Below are 19,342 nucleotides of genomic sequence, written 5' to 3'. Positions count from 1 at the left end.
CCCCGTACCGTTTCATGCGGCGTTACAGCACGGTGGAATGAATTTCTTCCTTCAGAACATGAGCAATCACATTATCGTCGCCCATGATCGCAATGCTTGGCACATGCTGCCTGGCCGCCTCATCGCTCATCATCGCATAAGAAAGAATGATAACCTTGTCGCCGGGCTGCACCATGCGCGCTGCCGCTCCGTTCAAGCAGATGACGCCGGAGCCGCGCGGACCGGGGATGATGTACGTTTCGAACCGGGCTCCGTTATTGTTGTTGACAATTTGCACCTTTTCATTAGGCAGCATATCGACCGCATCGAGCAAATTCTGGTCAATGGTAATACTGCCGACGTAGTTCAAGTTCGCCTCGGTTACGGTGGCGCGGTGGATTTTAGCTTTCAGCATCGTACGGAACATAGTCGGTTTCCTCCTCAGGATGAGCGTGTGATGACACAATTATCAATTAAACGGGTTTGGCCAAATTTGACCGCGACGGCGATAATCATACGCTGCCCCGCAGACAACGCCGCCAAATCGGCGACGGGCTGCAGCGATGGAAAATGCAGCAATTCAACATAATCAATGACAGCCAGCGGTTCCTGCCTGATTCGCGCGGCGACCTGTGCCTCCACTTTCGCTGCAGCCAGCGGCGCAGTGCCCGCTTCGATCTGCTGAGCGGCCTCGCGCAGCGCGCGGCTCAGTACGGCAGCTTGATTGCGTTCCTCCGGGCTTAAATAAACGTTGCGCGAGCTTTTCGCCAAGCCGTCCGGTTCGCGGACAATCGGACAAGACACAATGCGTACAGGCAAGTTCAGATCCAGCACCATCTGCTCGATGACCGCCACCTGCTGCGCATCCTTCATCCCGAAGTAGGCGTTATCCGGCTGCACGATATGAAACAGCTTGGTCACCACCGTCGCCACCCCGTCAAAATGCCCGGGCCGTGAGGCGCCGCATAACCGCGAGGTGACGTCCTGCACCGATACCGTCGTACGCGTCGGGGCCGGGTACATGTCCTCGACCTTTGGCAAAAACACAATGTCCGTGCCTGCCTCAGCCGCCAGTGCCAAATCACGCTGCTCATCGCGCGGGTATCGCTCAAAATCTTCATTTGGGCCGAATTGCAGCGGGTTTACGAAAATACTAAGCACAACGAGTGTATTTTCCTGACGCGCCGCGTGCAGCAAGGACGCATGACCTTCATGCAAAAAGCCCATCGTCGGCACAAAGCCAACCTGTGCATCGGGCCGCTCGGCGCGGGCCGCCCGGACCGCTTCACGGAGTCCGGAAATGGTAGTAATGACCTGCATGCTTAACGTCCTCCCCCATACAGATGGCTAGCCACTTCCTCCGGCTTATGAAAGGTATGCTCTTCGGCCGGAAATTGCCGCGTTTTGACATCCTGCACATACTGCTGCAGCGCACTGCGGATCATGCCGCCAACCGCCGCGTATTCCTTGACCATCCGCTTCGGATGGGATTCGGCGGCATACCCGAGCAGGTCGTGGAACACCAGCACCTGGCCGTCACAGGACGGGCCCGCTCCGATTCCGATGGTCGGAATGGTCAGCGCTTCCGTCACCTCACGGGCCAGCTCATCGGTAACAAGCTCCAGCACAATCGAAAAAGCTCCTGCCTCCTCCAGCAGCCGGGCATCGTCAAGCAGTCGCTTCGCTTGGGCCGCCGTTTTACCCTGCACTTTGAAGCCGCCAAGCTGATGAATGGATTGCGGGGTAAGGCCGAGGTGCGCCATAACCGGGATACCGGCCCGAGTCAGCGCCTGCACCGCCGGAGCGATCTCAGCTCCCCCTTCCAGCTTGACTGCCTTGGCAAGTCCTTCCTGCATCAAACAGGCGGCATTGCGCAGCGTCTGATCCAGGCTGCCGTGGTAAGTTGCAAACGGGAGGTCCGCTACGACAAAGCTGGCGCGCGCCGCACGGGTAACAGCCTTCGTATGATGCAGCATATCGCTTAGCGTCACCGGAACCGTCGTTTCATAGCCGAGCACGACATTGCCAAGCGAGTCGCCTACCAGCAGCACATCGACGCCAGCCTGCTCGGCCAGCAGCGCCGACGGGTAATCATAAGCGGTCACAACGCTGATCGGCTGTCCATGTTCCTTCATTCTCCGCAGTCCGATCGTCGTGACGGGTTTGCGCGTTTCCATGTAGCAAGCACCTGCTTTCCGTTGTTGGTCGATGTATCGGTTTGTAGATGGCCGCTGAGCTCCGGGACGCGGGCATCTACGCAAAAAAACCTTGCAGCTCCTCCATGTCCCGTCCAGGGGGCGGGCGAGAGCTGCAAGGTTCACATGGCTAAATAAACCTATGATCCTTCTGTCTCGGTCCCGTGCAGGCTCAGAGCAGAATCCGGTATCATACTGATATTGCTTCGTTTCAGTTGGTACGGTTCGATCAAAACTTTCTACTTCAATGATTGATGTTGCCGGTCTCGCGACCGTTCCTCCATGCCTGTGTCTGAAGGTGCAGCTCCTTAACAGGATGCCGCCCTGACTGACGTTCGCATACTGGAAGATCGTATGAGCTATTGTAACAAATTCGACAACAGTTGTCACCACTAATCGACAGACTGCTGGCCTACTGCTTGATGTCGCCTGAGGATAGCCTATTGGCCTACAACTCAATGTCGCCTGAATACAGCGCTTTGATCGTGCCGTCCTCCAGCCGTATCATTAACGCTCCCTGATCGTCGATCCGCTCCGCAAATCCGGTCAGTGAGCCTTGCGGCGTCGTGCAGACGATTGAACGGCCGAGCGATACGCTCAGCGCTTCCCACAGCAGCTTGACCGGCGCGAAGCCTTCCGCTTGATACAATGCATAGAGCTGCTCCCACTCCAGCAAAATTCGGGCGAGCAGCGCGGCGCGATCCAGCTTCCGACCGGCGACGATCGCCAGGGAGGTTGCCTTTTCCAGCAGCTCGTCCGGGTAATCCTCGGACGCCAGATTGACGCTCAGTCCGATTCCGGCGATCACGTGCCGCAGGCTGCCATTTTCCACATTCGCTTCGAGCAAAATGCCCCCGACCTTCTTGCCCTCGAGCAGCAGATCGTTCGGCCATTTGATTCCGACGTCCAGCGCCGTGACTGACCGGACAGCGCGGCAGACGGCGACCGCCGTCAGCAGGGTAAGCTGCGGGGTGTCAGCTAGCTTTAGCCATTCCGGCCGCAATAGGAGGCTGAACCAAAGTCCTTTGCCTTTCGGGGAATGCCAAACGCGCCCGAGACGTCCCCGGCCGGCAGTCTGCCGCTCGGCCAGCGCAAGCGCCCCTTCCTCTGCGCCAGCCAAGACGAGCTGCTGAACGGCCGACTGCGTCGAATCCACTTCCTCTATGTAGTTGACGTGACGGCCGAATCGTTCCGTTTGCAGCATCGCAAGAAAGGCGGCCAACGGGAACTTCTCCGGCGCGGATCGTAAGCGGTAGCCTTTACGCGGCACGGCTTCGAATACATATCCGTCCTGCTTGAGCCGCTCGATTTGTTTCCAGATGGCGGTGCGGCTAATGCCCAGCACGCCGCTCAACTGCTCTCCTGATAAAAAAGCGCCGTCCGCTTGCTCGAACAGCTCGATCAGACGTTGACTCATGGCTCACCCGTCTCCCGGTATTCATGATGATAGGACTCGGCTGCCAGCAGCAGCGCTTCGGTTTCATTCGGCAGCTTTCCAAGCGCCACCAGCTCCAGCAGCCGCTGCAGCAGCTTGCCGGTCCAAGGTCCGCCGCGAAGCTGCAGCCGCTGCAGCAGAACCTGACCGGACACAGCCAGCTCGCGAAGCTCCGCTGCCGGCATTTGCTCAATCCAGGCTGGTCCATGATCAAGCCATGCCTGGATCAATAAAGCCGCCCGCGGCTCCTTGGCGCAGAACCCGCCCTTGTCCGCGTTGTCCCTGCTATCCACGTTGCCCGTCCCGCTGGCGGCCCATGCCGGGTCCAGCTTGTACAGCTCCAGCAGCGCTGTCAGCGTCGCTTGGCCGTACCGCACGGCCGCGAGCACCAGCGCGGAGCGGGCCGCCTGCAGCTCGGACGCCGCGCTCTGCTCCTCGGCATCGCCCAGCCACGTGCCCGCCAGCTGTGTCCGGGCGGACAACAGCGCTGTCAACGCTTCGATTTGCTTGACCGAGCATGTCAGCCGCCGCAGATCGGCGGCGCATTCGGACGGCGCCGCCTCCAGGCGCCCGTATACATACGCCAAGCGCAGCCCCGTATCCGGCAGGCTGCGCAAATCCGGCCACGCGTCCACGCTCGCAGGCAGCGCGGCCCATAACAGCGGGCTGCGCGTATGCCGAAGCAGGCCGCTGCGCACAAGCAGCGCAAGCGCCCGATTCGGGTCGCTGCCCGCCATCATCCGCTCCAGCTCCGCCCTGACGCGCTCCAGCGCGATATGCTTGAGCAGCGGCGCCAGCTCCTGCAAAGACGACCAGGAGGCCGGCTCCACCTCCAGATCGTACTCCGCCGCAAAACGGACGCAACGCAGCATACGCAGCGCATCCTCGGAGAACCGCTCGGCGGCAGAGCCGACACAACGCAGCACGCCGCGCTCCAAATCAGCCCGCCCGCCGAACGGGTCCACGATATGACCCTCGCGGTTCATTGCCATCGCATTCATCGTGAAGTCGCGGCGGCGCAAATCCTCCTCCAGCTTCTGGATGTAAGCAACCGATTGCGGACGGCGAAAGTCGGCATAACCCGACTCCTGGCGAAAGGTAGTCACCTCATACGGGCTACGACCCATCACAACCGTCACCGTGCCATGCTGCAAGCCGGTCGGGATCGTCCGCTCAAACAGCGCCTCGACCTGCTCCGGCAGCGCAGACGTTGCAATATCAAAATCCTTTACAGGTCTCGACAGCCATGCGTCGCGAACACAGCCGCCGACCAGGTAAGCTTCATAGCCGGCCGCGTTCAGCTGCGCGACAATCGCAAGCGCCTGGCTGCGCTGCTGCCGCTCCCCGTCTCCCGGCCCAGTCAGCGCACCGCCGCCGGCACTCAGCATTGCGGCTGCTCGGCATGCAGCCACTGAGGAAGCGGCCGACCTAGCACCTGATAATACAGCGACTCATACTGCCTGGTGATCACTTCATTACAAAACGTAAACCGGGCCCGATGCAAGCCGGCTTCCCGCATCTGCTTGTAGGCCGACTCATTTTTGAGCAAGGCGATCGCAAACTGCGACATCAGATCCACATCGCCGATTTCGGCCAAATAGCCGGTTTCGCCATGCGTAATCAGCTCCGGAATGCCCCCTGCGTTCGAGGCAATCGTCGGCACGCCGCAAGCCATCGCTTCCAGCGCAACCAGACCGAAGCTTTCCTTCTCCGACGGCAGCAGCATCAGATCGGCCAGAGACAGCAGCTGCGCTACATCATCCTGCTTGCCGCAGAACGTTACCTTGTCAAGCAGCCCGCGCTCCTTGACCTGACAAAGCACCTTGGACAGCTCCGGTCCTTCGCCGACAAACAGCAGCCGCGACGGCACCTCCTTGCGCACCTGATCAAAAATTTCAACCACATCCGTCACCCGCTTCACAGGCCGGAAGTTGGAAATGTGAATCAAAATCTTTTCGTCCGGATGCGCAAATTCCTTGCGCAGGCTGCCGACGTCACGCGGGTAATACACCCGTTTATCGACAAAGTTATAGGCCAGCTCGATCGGCTTCTCAATGCCAAGCAGCTGTCTCGTCTCGTGAATCAAGTCTTCGGACACGGCCGTGACGGCATCGCTGCCATTGATCGCATACCGGATCAGATCGCTGAGCGATTCATCCTGGGCGAGTACCGTAATATCGGTCCCGTGCAGCGTCGTCACGACTTTGAGCTCCGGACCGACCATTTGTTTGGCCAGCAGCGCGCACACTGCATGTGGAATCGCATAATGGACATGGAGCAGGTCAAGCTTTTCCTGCTTGACGACCTGGGCCAGCTTGCTCGCCAGCGACAGATCATACGGCGGATATTTGAACACGTAATAGTCGTTAACTTCGACCTCGTGGTAAAAGATGTTTTTATCGAACTTTCCTAAACGGAACGGCATGCTGTGTGTAATAAAATGTACTTGATGCCCCTTCTCCGCCAGCAGCTTCCCAAGCTCGGTCGCCACGACGCCGGAGCCACCGAGAGTCGGATAACAGGTAATGCCGATTTTCAACCGATCCATGGATGCTGCCCCCTCTTTCGGAACTTGCCGGTAGTAATGTAAAAGTAACTTAAAATAATGCAGGCATATACGGCAACCTTGTCTTGAAGCCCTCGGCATAACTAATCGCCCGCCGCTGTCCCAGGAGCGAATCGCGTGCTTCCACCCGCTCCAGATAGCCTTGATTCAACGGCGTCCGCACAACATCAGCGCCTGTGGCTTCAAACTGCGAGCGGTAGGCGCGCAGCGATGCTTGCTTGCGGTCGTAGACGGCCGTCACATCAACCATCACATCAGGCTCTACCGTATCATTGATGAAGTAAAAATACGTCTCTTCTACCGTATGCGCGGCGATATGCGGCATATACTTGCGCAGCTTGGCATTAAATACCGCCTCCTGCACGAGCCGACTGCATGCAATATGATCGGGATGACGATCCTCCCAGTAAGGTGCAAACACGATACGCGGCCGATGCAGCCGGATTTCCGCGACAATCCGCTCGATGTAGCCGGCATCCAGCGCAAGTCCGCGGTCAGGCAGCTCCAGGTTGCGACGTGAAACAAGCCCCAGCTCCTGCGCAGCTTGGTCCGCTTCCGCCCGGCGTCCTTCCACCGTCCCGTTCGAGGACATCTCGGCCAGCGTCAGATCGCAGACGCCGATCCGCAGCCCGGCCGCGGCATGCTTCGCTATGGTGCCGCCCATTCCGATCTCTGCGTCGTCCGCATGAGCGCCAAAGACCAATATATCCAGCTGCGGCGTCATTCTTCGATCCCTGGCTTGTACTTGTGAACAAGCTCGCGCCAGGCGAAATCGCCGCGGTCCAGCGCCTTAACGAGAATTTCCGCCGTTGCGATGTTGGTGGCGCAAGGAATGCCCTGCACGTCGCACAGCCGAAGCAGCGCGATAATATCCGGCTCATGCGGCTGTGCCATCAGCGGGTCGCGCAGAAAAATGATCAGATCCATCTCATTGGTCGCCACAAGCGCGCCAATCTGCTGGTCTCCTCCCAGCGGCCCTGACATAAACCGATGCACCTGCAGCGCGGTTTGCTCCATAATGCGGGTACCGGTTGTCCCGGTCGCATACAGCTTGTGATCCTTGAAAACATGCTCATAGGCAGTAACGAAATTGACCATCTCGTCTTTTTTACGGTCGTGCGCAATCAGCGCGATATGCATGGTCATGGAAGATGCTCCCCCTTAGGATGTCCTGCTTTCCGTATGGAAAAACGAGGACGCGGTCAGCGGCCCCGTTAAGACCGCTATCCGACTGTCCCCTTTTTCTCCGCTTGGTTCCGTGTTAGTCGATAAAATGCTCAAAGCCGTACACAAGCCCTTCATACGTCATCACTTTTTTGACAGCGACGTTGACGCCCGGCATGTATCCGGCCCGATCATAGGAATCGTGGCGGATCGTCAGCGTCTGGCCAAACTCGCCGAAAATCACTTCCTGCAAAGCAAAAATTCCCGGCAATCTGACACTATGTATCCGGTATCCGTCGTAGTAAGCGCCGCGCGCTCCTTCGATCAGTTCCTTTTCATTCGGATGGCCCTGGCGCAGCTCGCCGCGCACCTGGGAAATCAGCTCAGCGGTTTTGACCGCTGTACCGGACGGCGCATCAAGCTTCTGGTCTCCGTGGTATTCGATAATTTCCACATGCGGCATATATTTGGAAGCCTGCGCTGCAAATTTCATCATCAAAATGGCGCCGATCGAAAAGTTAGGCGCGATCAGTCCGCCGATGCCTTGTTCCTTGCAACGCTTGTCCAGCTCTTCAATTTCTTGCGGCGTGAAGCCGGTCGTTCCGATAACCGGGCGTACGTTATGCTTGATGGCCAGGCTCGTATGGCTGACCGCAGAATGCGGTGTGGTAAAGTCAACCAGCACATCCGGCTTTGTTTCCACAAGCGCCAGCTCCAAATCATTCGTCAGCTCAACGCCGCAAGCCTCTGCGCCTACCAATCGTCCGACATCAATCTGCAAGGCGGAGCGGCTTACAGCTGCCACCAGCTCCAGCTCGGCGTCCGCCAGCACCATTTTGATTACTTCACGCCCCATACGGCCGCTTGCACCGGCTACCGCTACTTTTATTTTCGCTTCATTGTGAGTCATAATCCTGCTTCCTCTCTTTCGGCATGCCCGATGATGACATACGCTGCATATGTTGCTTCCACTTCCATTCATACACCGGCAGCAGCCGTCGGCCCGTCGAATGCTCAGGGTCCAGCTTCAGCAGCTCGCGCACTGCGCGGATCGCCAGATGCATTTCATCCAGCCGGGCATAAGCAAGCGTCAGCAGCAAGAACGCTTCGAGCGACAGAGGGTCCAGCTCTATCGACTGCTGAATGAGCGAAACCGCCAGCCAAAGCCGTTCATCCGCCTCCTCGAACAGCTTCTCGGCCTGCACCAGCAGCGCCTTGGCCCGCAGATGCTGCAGATGGAAGGCGTAATGCTCATCCTGCGGCTCAAGCGCCGCCGCCTGCCCGGCATGATCAATCGCTTTATCCAGCTTATTGCTGCGGGCATATGTGATGGATAACTTATAATGATACGTTGCGCAATCCGGCTTCATTGCAATCGCCAGCTCGAACCAGCGGATCGCCTGTTCGAAATCATGAGCGAGAATGGCTTCATACGCTTTCTTGATCGCAAGCTCGCTGTCCATGTCCCTATCCCCTTCCCTCTGCTTGCGGAGAGAATGCCGGCATCCGAAGCGGCCGTACGAAATCAGGGTGCTGGTACAGCATATGCTGCGAGCTAGGAATCGGTGTTAGACACCGGCGTCCAGCGTTTGGCGTCGCGCGTTTGAAACTTATGCATCACTTTCTGATGCGCCTCGGTGAGGTCAATGTTCAGCGAGTTGGCGAAGCAAATCGTAATAAACAAAATATCGCCAAGCTCCAGCTCAATGGAATTGTCTTCCTCCGACGCCTTCTTCGGTTTTTCGCCGAATTGGTGGTTCACCTCACGGGCAAGCTCGCCGACCTCCTCGGACATGCGGGCCAGCATGGACAACGGGCTGAAATATCCCTCTTTAAACTGCGATATGTAAGCATGGACCTCTTCCTGCAAGTCCTTTAACGAGCGTTCCTGATCTGCCATCTGACGATTCACCAGCCTTGAGCTTGAGTTCTGACATTGTCCGATATGTTCTGTCAAACGTCAACTCCATGTTAACGCAAACTAGGGCATTATGACAAATTTTTTTTGTCGGAGAAGGAGATGCTAAACACAGTCGGCCAAGTACGGACCGTTGCAGCACACGCTGTATGCACGGGAAAACGAGGGGAGCTGGGGCAATCGTGGTACAACGGAGCTGGAGGAGCTTGACCGGCAATCTGCTGCCGATTGCCGTCGGCACAGCCATCTACGCATTCGGACTCCATTATTTCGTCATCGCAAACGGGCTGATGGAGGGCGGCATTACCGGCGTAGCGCTGCTTGTCAATTACTTGACGGGGCTGCCTCCGTCCCTGACGACGCTGGTAATCAACATTCCGATTTTTCTGCTTGGCTGGCGTATGCTGGACAAGGGAGCGATGTTTTACACGGTCAGCGGCACGCTGCTGCTGTCCGTTTTCCTCTGGATGATGGAGACGTTGATTCGCGCAGGCAGGCTGGTTCCTTTTCATACGGAGAGCGACTACTTCCTCGTTTCCGCGTATGCCGGCGTGACGCTGGGCACAGGGCTTGGGCTTGTGTTTCGATACGGGGGGACAACCGGAGGCTCTGATATTATTGCGCGGATTGTGCATAAAAGGAAGGGCTGGAGCATCGGCCGGCTCATTCTCGTGACCGATGCGGTCGTACTGGGGGCCTCCCTGCTTTTTCTGCCCAAGGAAAAATTGATGTATACCTTAGTTGTCGTATTTATTACATCCAAAGTCATTGATATTATGATCGAAGGCGCGTATGCGGCCAAAGCGTTCACCATTATGACGGACTACGCCGAGCCGCTCGCCGCAGCGATCACCCGCCAACTGGAGCGAGGCGTGACGTTATTTCCTGCTAAGGGCGCGTTTTCGGGCCAGCCTAAGCCTGTTGTGTATTGCGTCGTTGCGCGCAGCGAAATGAAAAGGCTTAAAGACCTCGTTCACAGCATCGACCCTCGTGCGTTTGTCATTATCACAGAGGTTCACGATGTGGTGGGCGAAGGCTTCAAGCCTTTGTCTTGAAACCGGATAGCAGCCTATAGAACAAGCCGCTCGGCTGTCCGTCTATTGGCTCCCGACCGCTGGCATCCCTCAGCTCACCGGCTGTCCGTGGCTGACAACAAGTACGCTTCCGGCTTGCAGATCAGGAACGCAGCCTGGATTCCGTTTCCTCCTTGCGGCGCAGCGGAACGAGTCCGTCATGCTTCTGCCACAGCCGCCAGCCGGCAAATCCGAGCGCTGCCACAATAAACGAACCGAGGCCAATCGTCCACAGCAGCGGATTTTGCGGCTCCGGATAAGGCAAATAGGCGGTCGTTTCCCGCTTCATAAACAGCTTATCCAACGTCTGGCGCATCGGCGGCATCGCATTCAACACGTTGCGGAACGGCGCTGGCTGACTTAGCGTCTGCGACTTCACAAAGCCAAGCAGCGAATCCATCTTTTCGACATCCTCAATCGGCCTGCTAATGATCAGACTCGGATGCACGGTTGCATAATGCTGCTCCAGATGCTGCAGCGCATCCTGCAGCGCCGCTTTATTGCTCCCCTGAGCCGCCTGCTCTATACGGTTCAGATCATCCTGCAGCGGCCGGTAGAGCTGCAGCCACATCGGCTGGCTAGAGTGAGCGAGCGCATCCGCAGCCAGCCGGATTTTCGCTGCGGCCACCTGTCCGGCATCCGTATCGAAGCTGACAGCTGCAAATACACGTTTCGCCTGCGTGATCGTCTCCGTAAACGCTTGAACCCCCTCCAGCGAGGTGATTCCTTCAAATGGAATCTGGGTCGCCTGGTCGCTGAGCTGCTGCAGGACAACGCGCCCCCCGGCGACATCGCCCTTTTGCATCCGCTGATATAAATCCTCAGCTGTTGTATTCAACAGCTTCACCTGCTGCTTCTGCTGTTCGTTTGGCCGATTCGCCGGGCTCACCGCCTGCTCAGGCTGTGAGCCAAGCCATCCGCAGCCGCCGAGCAGCGGCAGCAGCAACGCCACCAAGCTTACCCGCAGCCACTTCCAGCTAGATGCTCCTGTCACCTGACATCCCTCCTATGGACATGTTCCTACCGTTATCCTATGGGAAGGTTGTCTGCTTTAGACCGATTGCGCCAGCTTTACCTTTGCTGCCCGCGAGCGCGGCCCCTCCACAGCAGCAGCGCGATTGCGATCCCCAGCATGCTCAGACCAACCGTGAACCACTGTATGGCCTGGAGATCGTCCAGCAGCATGTCCGGAAGCCACGGAAAAATACCGGCGCCATAATCCATCAGATCATTCCATAACGTCCAGCCGCCGACGGCCAGCACCGCTGCCAATGAAAACCGGTAAAACCGTGCATACAGCAGCGCCTCGGCCGCCATGCCCAAATGGGAGAGTGTCAGCATCCAGTCCTGCCAGCCGATCTGATCGCCTTGCCAAGCGCCGGCCCAAATCATGGCGACAGCCCAGATGCCGTATTTAAACGAAGTGATCAACGCAAACGCCTCAACAAAACCCCGGATGAAGCTCACACGTTCGTTGGGCCAGGCGATGCGCTCACGGCGGTTCACATCCTTGAGCAGCAGCAGCAGAAACAGGGAGAAAAACAAACTGGCTGTCGGGCTATCGGGGACAAACGGCAAAAAAGCCGGGCCATACTCAGCCAACGTGAAGGCCAGCTGTTTGCCGTACCAGACGTAGCCGTAGATGGTGCCGGGTATATTCACCAGCAGCAGGCATATGAGCATAAACCGTCCGCCGAGAAAGGCATTGCTGAAAAAAAACGACAAGCGAAACTCGCTCAACCGAAGCACTCCCCTCAAGTACAGCTAATGAAAAGCCTGACCGCTTGCAGGCGGCCAGGCTTCGTTGTAACCGTTATTGTTTCTTCTGCTTGCTCAACCAGTCAGCCAGCTTGTCGATATCGTCAGCCGTCAAGCCTTTGGCGATATTGGCGTCATATTGCGCGCCCATGTTGCCCTGGCCGTTTTTGATAATACCGAGAATTGCGGCCTTGTCATGCGAATCGCCAACGCCGCGCAGTGCTGGAATTTTAGCCGCCGGCATCCCTTTCAGGTCGCCGCCATGACATTGCAAGCATGTCGACTTCTGATAAATGGATGCAGCCGGATCATCCGGCGCCACAATCGCAGCCGCTTGCGCCGCCGCAGGCTTTTTCGCGCCGCCGCCGCTTTCCCCGCCGCCTGCGTGCATTTCTTGCTCACGCTTGATATGCTCAGGAATCACGTTTTTGGCTTTCAGCTCATGCTGGTAATGCTGCCACGAAAACACCGTCAAGTAGGAAACGGCAATCAGGCTCAGAAACATCAATGCGCTGGCAATCGGGCGCTTGTAGAAGCGTCTTTCCTTGCCTGTGTCCAAAAACGGAGCCAGCAGCAGCGCGCCGAACAAAATGCCCGGCACGCCTACCGTACCGAGTACAACCCAGCTGCCGGACGTGTAGGGATATTTGAGCAATTGATACATAAACAGGAAGTACCAGTCCGGCATCGGAATGATCTCGGTGTTCGTCGGATCAGCCGGGTAACCAAGCGGCGCCGCTTCAGACATAACCAGCACCAGAATACCCATCAGAACGACGACGCCTACCATCCATTCCTTCAGCAGGAAGTTCGGGATAAATACTTCGGATTTACCCGGATAAGCCGAGAAATCCTGCGGGATCATTCTCGTCGTTTTTGCTTGGACGCGGGAATCGCCTACATAGACGATTTTTTCGTCAGATTTATGACCGTGAGCCACGTATCGCTCCTCCTTCTTTTGTTCTCATGAGCCTCGTCTGTCAAGCAGGGGTCTGTCCGTTTCGATCTTAGAGCGGTCCGGAAATACCTTGCTTACGGATCATGATAAAGTGACCGGCGAGCAGCGCAAGCAGCGCACCCGGCAGGAAGAATACGTGCAAGGCAAAGAATCTCGTCAACGTCTGTGCCCCGACGATCTCGCCGCCCTGCAGCAGCGTCTTGGCATACGGCCCGATGTATGGCGCGGATTCAACAATTTTCAGCGTTACGCTCGTTGCAAAGTAAGCCTTGTTGTCCCAAGGCAGCAAATAGCCTGTCAGACCAAGACCGAGCATGACGAAGAAAATAAGCATGCCCACGACCCAGTTCATCTCGCGCGGCGCTTTGTAAGAGCCGGTAAAGAAAACACGGAGCGTATGTAAAAACATCATTACGATAACAAGACTGGCGCCCCAGTGATGCATCCCGCGTACGATTACGCCAAATGCGACCTTATGCTGCAAATAGTCAACGCTTGCATAAGCATTGATAATATCCGGCACATAATACATCGTCAAAAACATACCGGACAAAATTTGTATAACTGTGATGAAAAACGTCAAGCCGCCAAAGCAATACACGAACGCGGAAAAATGATGCGCAGGGTTGACGTGCTCAGGCACCTCATGATCCGCGACATCTCTCCAAAGCGGCGTGATATCCAGGCGCTCATCAATCCAGTTATAAATACTTTTAATCATCTGATGCTACGCCTCCTTCTACACCCGTTTGTTCGGACCAAGCTGACCGACATACACGAAACCTTGCTCCACTTTCACTGCATACTGGTCAAGCGGCGCATTCGCAACGGCCAGATGCTTGCCGTCGATCGTGTAATGCGCTCCGTGACAAGGACAATAATATTGATCCTTGAACTCCGGATTCGAATTCCAGTTTACCGTACAACCCAAGTGCTTACAGGTCGGATTCAATGCAAATACTTGTCCGTCCTGCCCCTTGGAAATCCAGGCTTCAAGCTCCGGCTCGCTCGCATACCAGCCGTCTACTTGCTGAACCTTGAATTTAAATACTTTCGGTTCATTGGTAACCTTGGCTTCTTCCACAACCTTGACCCAATCAGCTTCCTTCTTGGGCTGAAGGACCGGATCGACTGCAAACCGAACCATCGGCACAATCATCCCGGCACCCATAAAAGCTCCCGCTCCGCCAAGGGTGTAGGAAAGAAACTGGCGTCTGGACATCTCCCGACGTTTTACCGGCTTCTCGCCATGATTCGTATGATCGTTCATTCTCGTTCTACCCCCTTTTGCAACATATATCAGTCGTTCGACATAACTTTACACCAGATACTAGGACATAACTAATAATAGCTTACGTCTCTGGGTGCGTCAAGAATGGAGACAAGACTTCGCACCCGCGAAAACTGGCGCTCCAAAGCAGTGTTAACACAATTGTCACAACTGTCCTCGGCCGTCCGAAGCCTCGCTCCTACATAGAATTGACACCCTTGGCACAGATCATACATGACTCACACGGATTCCCTGCCAAACCAAAGCTTAGACAGCTTGTCCGCAACGTCCCGCTTCGCCGCCGCTCCGCTTGCGCGCAGCTCCGCGCCCGTCAGATGGACGACCAGATTCGCCTCGGTCACAAGCTGTGCCAGGTCCAGCTCCTCCTTCGGCGCCGCGCTGACAAGCACGACATAACGGAAGCCGGCCAGCTTCAGCCGCGCGCTTGCATCCGCCAGAAGCGTATGGAAGGCTGCCGCCGCATGACCGCCCCCGACGTAATGCAAGGCCGGATAAGTCACCGTTCTCCCCTTGAACGGCACCTCGATCAGGTCAAGCACATCCCGCAAGTCCTCCAGCGCCGCCGCCGCCTCTGCCGGAGCCTCGGAGCCGTCCAATCCGGTCACCGGCAGCAGCGCGGTATCCAGATAAGGCTGCAGCTCCGGCCAGGCAGCCGCATCAATTTCACTGAACTTCATCGTTTCACCTTCTCTCCGCTTCTTACTTTAACACAATTTTGCGCAAAAAAAAGACATCTGAGAAGTTCTCACATGTCTTTCAACGAAATACAGTGTCTATGTGTTTCCTATCATTCCCTGCCTTATGGTTGAAGCAATCAGTTGACCTGGGAGCGCAGCAAGTTGAGCTCGGACGTGAGGGCAAGAAAGGCGGGTTCGTCTCCCGTTGCCAGGGCCAGATCAATTTCCCGAATAAGCCGCTTCTCGTTGAAGTTGCGTACAGCCTTATCCAGCACCATTTCAGCAAACAAGCTCAGCATCATGTCATTCGTCACATTCATTTTGCCCATGAGTACCTACCTCCAAACCGGGTCATTAGAAATTGTTCTCCTCAGGCGGGCGGGTATTAGGCAAGCTCGGCGCGGTATTCCTCCGCCTTGCGGCAATAGCTTTCCATCGTCCTTTTCATTCTGGCCAGATCCGCTTCTGCGAGCGAACGAACCTGCTTGGCCGGGGAACCGAGCCACAGACTATATGAAGGAACCGACCGATTCTCGGTGATTAATGAACCCGCTCCTATTAAAGCATATTCAGCAATGTCGGCGCCGTTAAGTACAATAGCCCCCATGCCGATTAATGTACCCTTGCCTATGCGGCAGCCGTGAATGATCGCGCCGTGTCCGACCGATACCTCGTCCTCCACCACAAGCGGCTGATCCGTATTCACATGGCCGATGCAGCCGTCCTGGATATTACTTCGCTTTCCGATCCGAATCGGAGCCAGATCACCGCGCAGCACCGTATTGTACCAGATGCTCGCCCCTTCCTCGATCACAACATCGCCAATGAGTTGTACGCCAGACGCCAGAAATACAGTCGGATGAATCTGCGGCTGGATGCCGTTATAGCTGTGCAGCATGCTAATCGCTCCTTCAGTTTCAATATGGGAGAGATTGTAGCAAGCTGCCGGCCCGGGTGTCAATCCGCAAGCCTGATCCGGTCATGCTCGTCCAGCCGAACGCCTTCGATCAAGCTTGCGCCCAGCCGGGTTACCTGCAGCACCCGCCCGGCCTGCTCATCCTCCCCGATGCGGAGCAGCCCCAGATGCATCATCATCTGAATAATGCGCTGCTCCAAAATGGCGTCCGGCGTATCATAATAAAATGGACGAATGAGCGGACTGAGCGTCTCCTTGACCGAAGCCAAGGTCAGCCAGGTCGAGGACATCGCCTGCAGCCAGTGTACGATCGAGACAAGGCCCGGCACCGGCCCCTTGTACAGCCGCAGCCAAAACCGGTAAAGCTCGGCGGGCGCCTCCCGCCGTCCTGTCTCGACCGCTTCTCTCCCTCGGTCAGTCAGCGCGAGTACCTGATGATGCTCGGTAATCAGATCGTGGAAGTAGCAATAGTCATAAATGAAGGAAAATCGGTTCGGGTAATCGCGGAACATCCGCCCATAACCGAAGCGCCAGGCCGTTTTGCCAACCGGCTCCTCCCTGACGGCCAGGCTGTCAAGAATGTGCTGCAGGTTTCGTTTGTACATCGCCAGCTCATGAGTCAGCATAAGCTCCTGTCCATGCAGCAGGCGGAGGAAGCTCCACAGATCATCAGCCAGCAGCTGCTGCTCATCCCGGTAAGCCGACGGCTCCCCGGTGCGCACAAGGGTTTGCTCGAAGCGCTTGCACAGCGCCGCCTTGAATCTGCGCTTGAGATCGGCAGGCATCTCGAACAAATACCTCGTCTGTTGGGAATATCCGTTGAACAGCCAGCCGCGCCGCTTGAATCTCGTAATCATATCGCGCGGATTCCAGCCATTCTGGTCATCCTGTGGCGCCAGCCGGCTTTGCTGCACGCGGGCGACCAGCTCCTCAAGACTGAAGGAGCCGCGCTGGTCAAATAACAGCGAATTAAGAAACCGGATATCCTCGATCGACAGCTCGCGGACAACTTGCTCCAGCACATCACGGCGTCCCACATGGGCCAGGATGGACTGGATCAGCTCATGCTTGGAATGACCGTTGCATTCGCACGCATACGTATCCGCGATCCGCCCCAGATCATGAATGTCCGCATAACTTAACATATCGGCCAAATTCATGGTTGACGCTTCCCTTCCCGCTCCCTCGCCAGGCAGGGAGACATTGCAATCTTACTATGCATTATGGGATGGAGAGCGGCGTTTCAAACGTGCATAGCGCAAAAAAGCCTCCGTTGCCCCTCCACTTCGAGGGAAACGAAAGCTTCAATTGTCGACCAGGTCGACGATCCGGTCGAACCTTAAGAGCCATCCTGTGATGGCAACGATTCAACGGACTGCAGGTGAGCGGTGCAATTCAACAGCTGAAACTCCCATGCCGTCCCTGTCCGCTGCATCACAGAGAATGAAGTGTTTGTCAGATGCTCGTCCAACGCCTGCTCACGGATCGCTTCAATGACGGGAGCGATATAACCGCCATGGCTGATCAGCAGCAGCTTGCGACCGGCGTATTCCCGCTCGGTATCGTCAAGAAACGACTGCCAGCGCTGGAGCAGCAGTTCATCCGGCTCCATGCCGACATCCGCTTGCCGCCAGTTTTCTCCCCAACGGGTTACCCGCTCCTCCAGCGTTGTTCCTTCAATTAAACCGAAGGAGCGCTCCCGCAGCCGGGAATCGAGCCGCAGCACAGGGATGCCCGTAATTGCGGAGATCCGCTCGGCCGTCTCGCTGGCCCGTTGCAGGTCACTGGCAATCAAGCCGTCCCAGCGCTGCTCCTTCAGCCGTTCAGCCAAACGGTCCGCCTGCATCCGGCCAACCTCGGCGAGCGGCGTATCCATCTGTCCCTGCATCCGTCCGGCGAGATTCCATTCCGTCGTGCCATGCCGGATAAATCCGATTGTCGTCATCAAACTGCCTCCCTAATGCCTGGTCCTTGAAAACCAGTTCATAATAAGCAAGGTGCAGGTCAACCCGAGCAGGGATACAAACACCAGATAATCGCTAAACGTGCGAATCGGGCCAACCTGGTACGTAAACGGCCTGTTGAACCCTTTGAGACTCGCAACCGCCGTCGGCATCGTATGGACATTCAACGATTCGCTCTGGTTGGCGGAAACCGCCACGACCGGGTCACTCATCCGTCCGAACACCGGGGACTCCGGCAGTACAGAATCGTAAGGCTGATGATTGCTCACCGAAAGCCAGAAGGTAAATAAAAAGGCGAGCATACAAACGGCAATAGCTGCGGTCATATTGCGCCGCAGGCTGCCGGAAAATTGATACAGCCTGTCGGTAACCGGGAGCCGCCACGCCTCATCCTTGTAAATGCGGCTCATGACGGAAGAGGAAATTCCCCTGTCCGGCATCACCGGGCCAGCATCGTCCGCCATCGTACGGATCAACGCATGGCTTTCCTCCCACATCTCAAACTCCTCTGCGCAAGCCGGACACTCGGCCAAATGCTTATCGACCTGCCGCCGCTTCGGGTCCTCCTCCGCAAGGTCCCAATACACGCCGAACCATTCTTGAATGTCTTCGCATTTCATCGTTGATTCATCCCTTCATACTCCTCAAAGATCGGTTCAAGTAAGTAGGGTTCAAGCTGAAGCTTCACACTTGCTCTTGCCCTGAACAGCAGAGACTTGACGGAGCTGACCGTCTGCCCCAGTATATTGGCGATCTCCTGATAATCCAGTTGGTCGTACTCGCGCAAAATCAGCGCGCTGCGCTGCTTCTCCGGCAAGTTATTAATCGCTTCGCGAACCATCATTACCTTTTCATTGCGCAGGGCGGTTTGCTCCGGCTGCGTCTCCAGGGCGGTTTGCGGCGTATAGCCGCTTTGCTCCAGCGAAACCTTCACATTTTTGTGCTTGCGCAGCTCGCTTAACACCGTATTGCGCGCAATCGTATACAGCCACGTTGAAAAGGTCGCCTCGACCTCCCGGAACGAATGCAAGCTGCGGTAAGCCTTGTAAAACGTTTCGTTGCAAAGGTCCTCGGCCAACGACTCCATCTGCGAGCTTTTTAACATATGATAGATGAAAGCTAAAATTTTCCGTTCGTATCGGCGCATCAGTTCATTGTACATCTGAACATTGCCGTCTTTGATTTCACGGATCAACTGGGAATCGGTCATGCCGTAGGCGACCCTCCTTGTGATTCCCGCTTGCGTCCGGTAGGAGTAACAAGTTATACCGGATTCGGAGCGAAAAGTTGCGCAATTTCTAAACAAAATTTTAGATTTATTTGAAGCCAATATGTACCTATTCGCGATGATCTGTCAAAATTCCTGCTTTGTCGAATCCTGTTTATCCATTTCCTGCAAAAAAAAGAACCGCCTGAAAATCAGGCGGGCGCACATGGTGCAAGTTTCG

Annotated in this window: 24 protein-coding genes; 1 reads left to right on the top strand and 23 read right to left on the bottom strand. The window is 56.4% G+C overall.

The annotated features are described in order from the left end of the window. Positions 1-22 precede the first annotated feature (22 nt). The 11 genes from panD to AC6ROY_RS08690 form a co-directional block, all read right to left on the bottom strand. Positions 23-406, bottom strand: a complete 384-nt coding sequence (gene panD, locus AC6ROY_RS08740; RefSeq protein ID WP_500099839.1) for an aspartate 1-decarboxylase — start codon at positions 404-406, stop codon at positions 23-25. A gap of 14 nt (positions 407-420) precedes the next feature. Then, complete coding sequence (panC, locus tag AC6ROY_RS08735) at positions 421-1,299, bottom strand: pantoate--beta-alanine ligase (protein WP_500099838.1); 879 nt, start codon at positions 1,297-1,299, stop codon at positions 421-423. Positions 1,300-1,301: 2 nt separating this feature from the next. Next, positions 1,302-2,156: a 3-methyl-2-oxobutanoate hydroxymethyltransferase gene (gene panB / locus AC6ROY_RS08730; protein ID WP_500099837.1), complete on the bottom strand. Its 855-nt coding sequence runs from the start codon at positions 2,154-2,156 to the stop codon at positions 1,302-1,304. 466 nt (positions 2,157-2,622) lie between these two features. Then, positions 2,623-3,591 carry a biotin--[acetyl-CoA-carboxylase] ligase gene (locus AC6ROY_RS08725; protein WP_500099836.1) on the bottom strand — a complete coding sequence of 323 codons (969 nt, stop codon included), beginning with the start codon at positions 3,589-3,591 and terminating at the stop codon, positions 2,623-2,625. Next, positions 3,588-4,997 (bottom strand): CCA tRNA nucleotidyltransferase, encoded by a 1,410-nt coding sequence (locus AC6ROY_RS08720; RefSeq protein ID WP_500099835.1) that lies wholly within the window; start codon positions 4,995-4,997, stop codon positions 3,588-3,590. Before AC6ROY_RS08720 ends, AC6ROY_RS08725 begins: the two co-directional genes overlap by 4 nt. Then, positions 4,991-6,157 carry an N-acetyl-alpha-D-glucosaminyl L-malate synthase BshA gene (gene bshA / locus AC6ROY_RS08715; protein WP_500099834.1) on the bottom strand — a complete coding sequence of 389 codons (1,167 nt, stop codon included), beginning with the start codon at positions 6,155-6,157 and terminating at the stop codon, positions 4,991-4,993. The genes AC6ROY_RS08720 and bshA overlap by 7 nt, the downstream gene beginning before the upstream one ends. A 49-nt stretch (positions 6,158-6,206) precedes the next feature. Then, positions 6,207-6,899 carry a bacillithiol biosynthesis deacetylase BshB1 gene (gene bshB1, locus AC6ROY_RS08710; protein WP_500099833.1) on the bottom strand — a complete coding sequence of 231 codons (693 nt, stop codon included), beginning with the start codon at positions 6,897-6,899 and terminating at the stop codon, positions 6,207-6,209. Further along, positions 6,896-7,315, bottom strand: coding sequence for a methylglyoxal synthase (mgsA, locus tag AC6ROY_RS08705; protein WP_500099894.1), 420 nt, complete (start codon positions 7,313-7,315; stop codon positions 6,896-6,898). Before mgsA ends, bshB1 begins: the two co-directional genes overlap by 4 nt. Positions 7,316-7,436: 121 nt before the next feature. Beyond that, positions 7,437-8,249 carry a 4-hydroxy-tetrahydrodipicolinate reductase gene (dapB, locus tag AC6ROY_RS08700; RefSeq protein WP_500099832.1) on the bottom strand — a complete coding sequence of 271 codons (813 nt, stop codon included), beginning with the start codon at positions 8,247-8,249 and terminating at the stop codon, positions 7,437-7,439. Then, the gene (locus AC6ROY_RS08695) at positions 8,236-8,802 is read right to left on the bottom strand and encodes a tetratricopeptide repeat protein (protein ID WP_500099831.1); all 567 of its coding nucleotides are present in this window, start codon (positions 8,800-8,802) and stop codon (positions 8,236-8,238) included. Before AC6ROY_RS08695 ends, dapB begins: the two co-directional genes overlap by 14 nt. A gap of 92 nt (positions 8,803-8,894) precedes the next feature. Continuing rightward, positions 8,895-9,239: a nucleotide pyrophosphohydrolase gene (locus tag AC6ROY_RS08690; RefSeq protein WP_500099830.1), complete on the bottom strand. Its 345-nt coding sequence runs from the start codon at positions 9,237-9,239 to the stop codon at positions 8,895-8,897. A gap of 200 nt (positions 9,240-9,439) precedes the next feature. Between AC6ROY_RS08690 and AC6ROY_RS08685 the strand changes: the two genes are divergently transcribed. Next, complete coding sequence (locus AC6ROY_RS08685; RefSeq protein ID WP_500099829.1) at positions 9,440-10,312, top strand: YitT family protein; 873 nt, start codon at positions 9,440-9,442, stop codon at positions 10,310-10,312. A gap of 121 nt (positions 10,313-10,433) precedes the next feature. Here the strand turns inward: AC6ROY_RS08685 and AC6ROY_RS08680 are convergent, their stop codons facing one another. The 12 genes from AC6ROY_RS08680 to AC6ROY_RS08625 form a co-directional block, all read right to left on the bottom strand. Then, a complete protein-coding gene (locus tag AC6ROY_RS08680; RefSeq protein WP_500099828.1) occupies positions 10,434-11,324 on the bottom strand; it encodes a sporulation protein YpjB in 891 nt (296 codons plus the stop codon). Between the two features lie 77 nt (positions 11,325-11,401). Further along, positions 11,402-12,070: a DUF1405 domain-containing protein gene (locus AC6ROY_RS08675; protein WP_500099827.1), complete on the bottom strand. Its 669-nt coding sequence runs from the start codon at positions 12,068-12,070 to the stop codon at positions 11,402-11,404. 73 nt (positions 12,071-12,143) lie between these two features. Then, a complete protein-coding gene (locus AC6ROY_RS08670) occupies positions 12,144-13,028 on the bottom strand; it encodes a c-type cytochrome (protein WP_500099826.1) in 885 nt (294 codons plus the stop codon). 67 nt (positions 13,029-13,095) lie between these two features. After that, complete coding sequence (gene qcrB / locus AC6ROY_RS08665) at positions 13,096-13,767, bottom strand: menaquinol-cytochrome c reductase cytochrome b subunit (protein ID WP_072327644.1); 672 nt, start codon at positions 13,765-13,767, stop codon at positions 13,096-13,098. A gap of 18 nt (positions 13,768-13,785) precedes the next feature. Next, complete coding sequence (locus tag AC6ROY_RS08660) at positions 13,786-14,316, bottom strand: QcrA and Rieske domain-containing protein (protein WP_500099825.1); 531 nt, start codon at positions 14,314-14,316, stop codon at positions 13,786-13,788. A gap of 239 nt (positions 14,317-14,555) precedes the next feature. Continuing rightward, positions 14,556-15,014, bottom strand: a complete 459-nt coding sequence (locus AC6ROY_RS08655) for a DUF2487 family protein (protein ID WP_500099824.1) — start codon at positions 15,012-15,014, stop codon at positions 14,556-14,558. 137 nt (positions 15,015-15,151) lie between these two features. Next, positions 15,152-15,343, bottom strand: a complete 192-nt coding sequence (locus AC6ROY_RS08650) for an IDEAL domain-containing protein (RefSeq protein ID WP_500099823.1) — start codon at positions 15,341-15,343, stop codon at positions 15,152-15,154. 56 nt (positions 15,344-15,399) lie between these two features. Beyond that, positions 15,400-15,912: a gamma carbonic anhydrase family protein gene (locus tag AC6ROY_RS08645; protein ID WP_500099822.1), complete on the bottom strand. Its 513-nt coding sequence runs from the start codon at positions 15,910-15,912 to the stop codon at positions 15,400-15,402. A 59-nt stretch (positions 15,913-15,971) separates the two neighbouring features. Next, a complete protein-coding gene (locus AC6ROY_RS08640) occupies positions 15,972-17,090 on the bottom strand; it encodes a hypothetical protein (protein ID WP_500099820.1) in 1,119 nt (372 codons plus the stop codon). A 179-nt stretch (positions 17,091-17,269) separates the two neighbouring features. Further along, positions 17,270-17,875 carry a histidine phosphatase family protein gene (locus AC6ROY_RS08635; RefSeq protein WP_500099818.1) on the bottom strand — a complete coding sequence of 202 codons (606 nt, stop codon included), beginning with the start codon at positions 17,873-17,875 and terminating at the stop codon, positions 17,270-17,272. Positions 17,876-17,887: 12 nt separating this feature from the next. Continuing rightward, the gene (locus tag AC6ROY_RS08630) at positions 17,888-18,514 is read right to left on the bottom strand and encodes an anti-sigma factor (RefSeq protein ID WP_500099817.1); all 627 of its coding nucleotides are present in this window, start codon (positions 18,512-18,514) and stop codon (positions 17,888-17,890) included. Then, entirely contained in the window at positions 18,511-19,104 is a 594-nt protein-coding gene (locus tag AC6ROY_RS08625) for an RNA polymerase sigma factor (protein ID WP_500099816.1), read from the bottom strand. The genes AC6ROY_RS08630 and AC6ROY_RS08625 overlap by 4 nt, the downstream gene beginning before the upstream one ends. Between the last annotated feature and the right edge of the window lie 238 nt (positions 19,105-19,342).

The organism is Paenibacillus sp. sg306046 (assembly GCF_059821225.1).
This window is presented reverse-complemented; position numbering and strand designations above follow the sequence as displayed.

Coding starts and splice junctions, on each gene's coding strand:
- AC6ROY_RS08695 (WP_500099831.1), bottom strand. CDS start 8,802: ATGGACAGCGAGCTTGCGATCAAGAAAGCGTATGAAGCCATTCTCGCT.
- dapB (WP_500099832.1), bottom strand. CDS start 8,249: ATGACTCACAATGAAGCGAAAATAAAAGTAGCGGTAGCCGGTGCAAGC.
- AC6ROY_RS08635 (WP_500099818.1), bottom strand. CDS start 17,875: ATGACGACAATCGGATTTATCCGGCATGGCACGACGGAATGGAATCTC.
- mgsA (WP_500099894.1), bottom strand. CDS start 7,315: ATGCATATCGCGCTGATTGCGCACGACCGTAAAAAAGACGAGATGGTC.
- AC6ROY_RS08645 (WP_500099822.1), bottom strand. CDS start 15,912: ATGCTGCACAGCTATAACGGCATCCAGCCGCAGATTCATCCGACTGTA.
- panB (WP_500099837.1), bottom strand. CDS start 2,156: ATGGAAACGCGCAAACCCGTCACGACGATCGGACTGCGGAGAATGAAG.
- AC6ROY_RS08690 (WP_500099830.1), bottom strand. CDS start 9,239: ATGGCAGATCAGGAACGCTCGTTAAAGGACTTGCAGGAAGAGGTCCAT.
- panC (WP_500099838.1), bottom strand. CDS start 1,299: ATGCAGGTCATTACTACCATTTCCGGACTCCGTGAAGCGGTCCGGGCG.
- AC6ROY_RS08640 (WP_500099820.1), bottom strand. CDS start 17,090: ATGAATTTGGCCGATATGTTAAGTTATGCGGACATTCATGATCTGGGG.
- bshB1 (WP_500099833.1), bottom strand. CDS start 6,899: ATGACGCCGCAGCTGGATATATTGGTCTTTGGCGCTCATGCGGACGAC.
- AC6ROY_RS08725 (WP_500099836.1), bottom strand. CDS start 3,591: ATGAGTCAACGTCTGATCGAGCTGTTCGAGCAAGCGGACGGCGCTTTT.
- AC6ROY_RS08720 (WP_500099835.1), bottom strand. CDS start 4,997: ATGCTGAGTGCCGGCGGCGGTGCGCTGACTGGGCCGGGAGACGGGGAG.
- panD (WP_500099839.1), bottom strand. CDS start 406: ATGTTCCGTACGATGCTGAAAGCTAAAATCCACCGCGCCACCGTAACC.
- AC6ROY_RS08660 (WP_500099825.1), bottom strand. CDS start 14,316: ATGAACGATCATACGAATCATGGCGAGAAGCCGGTAAAACGTCGGGAG.
- bshA (WP_500099834.1), bottom strand. CDS start 6,157: ATGGATCGGTTGAAAATCGGCATTACCTGTTATCCGACTCTCGGTGGC.
- AC6ROY_RS08650 (WP_500099823.1), bottom strand. CDS start 15,343: ATGGGCAAAATGAATGTGACGAATGACATGATGCTGAGCTTGTTTGCT.
- AC6ROY_RS08655 (WP_500099824.1), bottom strand. CDS start 15,014: ATGAAGTTCAGTGAAATTGATGCGGCTGCCTGGCCGGAGCTGCAGCCT.
- AC6ROY_RS08630 (WP_500099817.1), bottom strand. CDS start 18,514: ATGAAATGCGAAGACATTCAAGAATGGTTCGGCGTGTATTGGGACCTT.
- qcrB (WP_072327644.1), bottom strand. CDS start 13,767: ATGATTAAAAGTATTTATAACTGGATTGATGAGCGCCTGGATATCACG.
- AC6ROY_RS08625 (WP_500099816.1), bottom strand. CDS start 19,104: ATGACCGATTCCCAGTTGATCCGTGAAATCAAAGACGGCAATGTTCAG.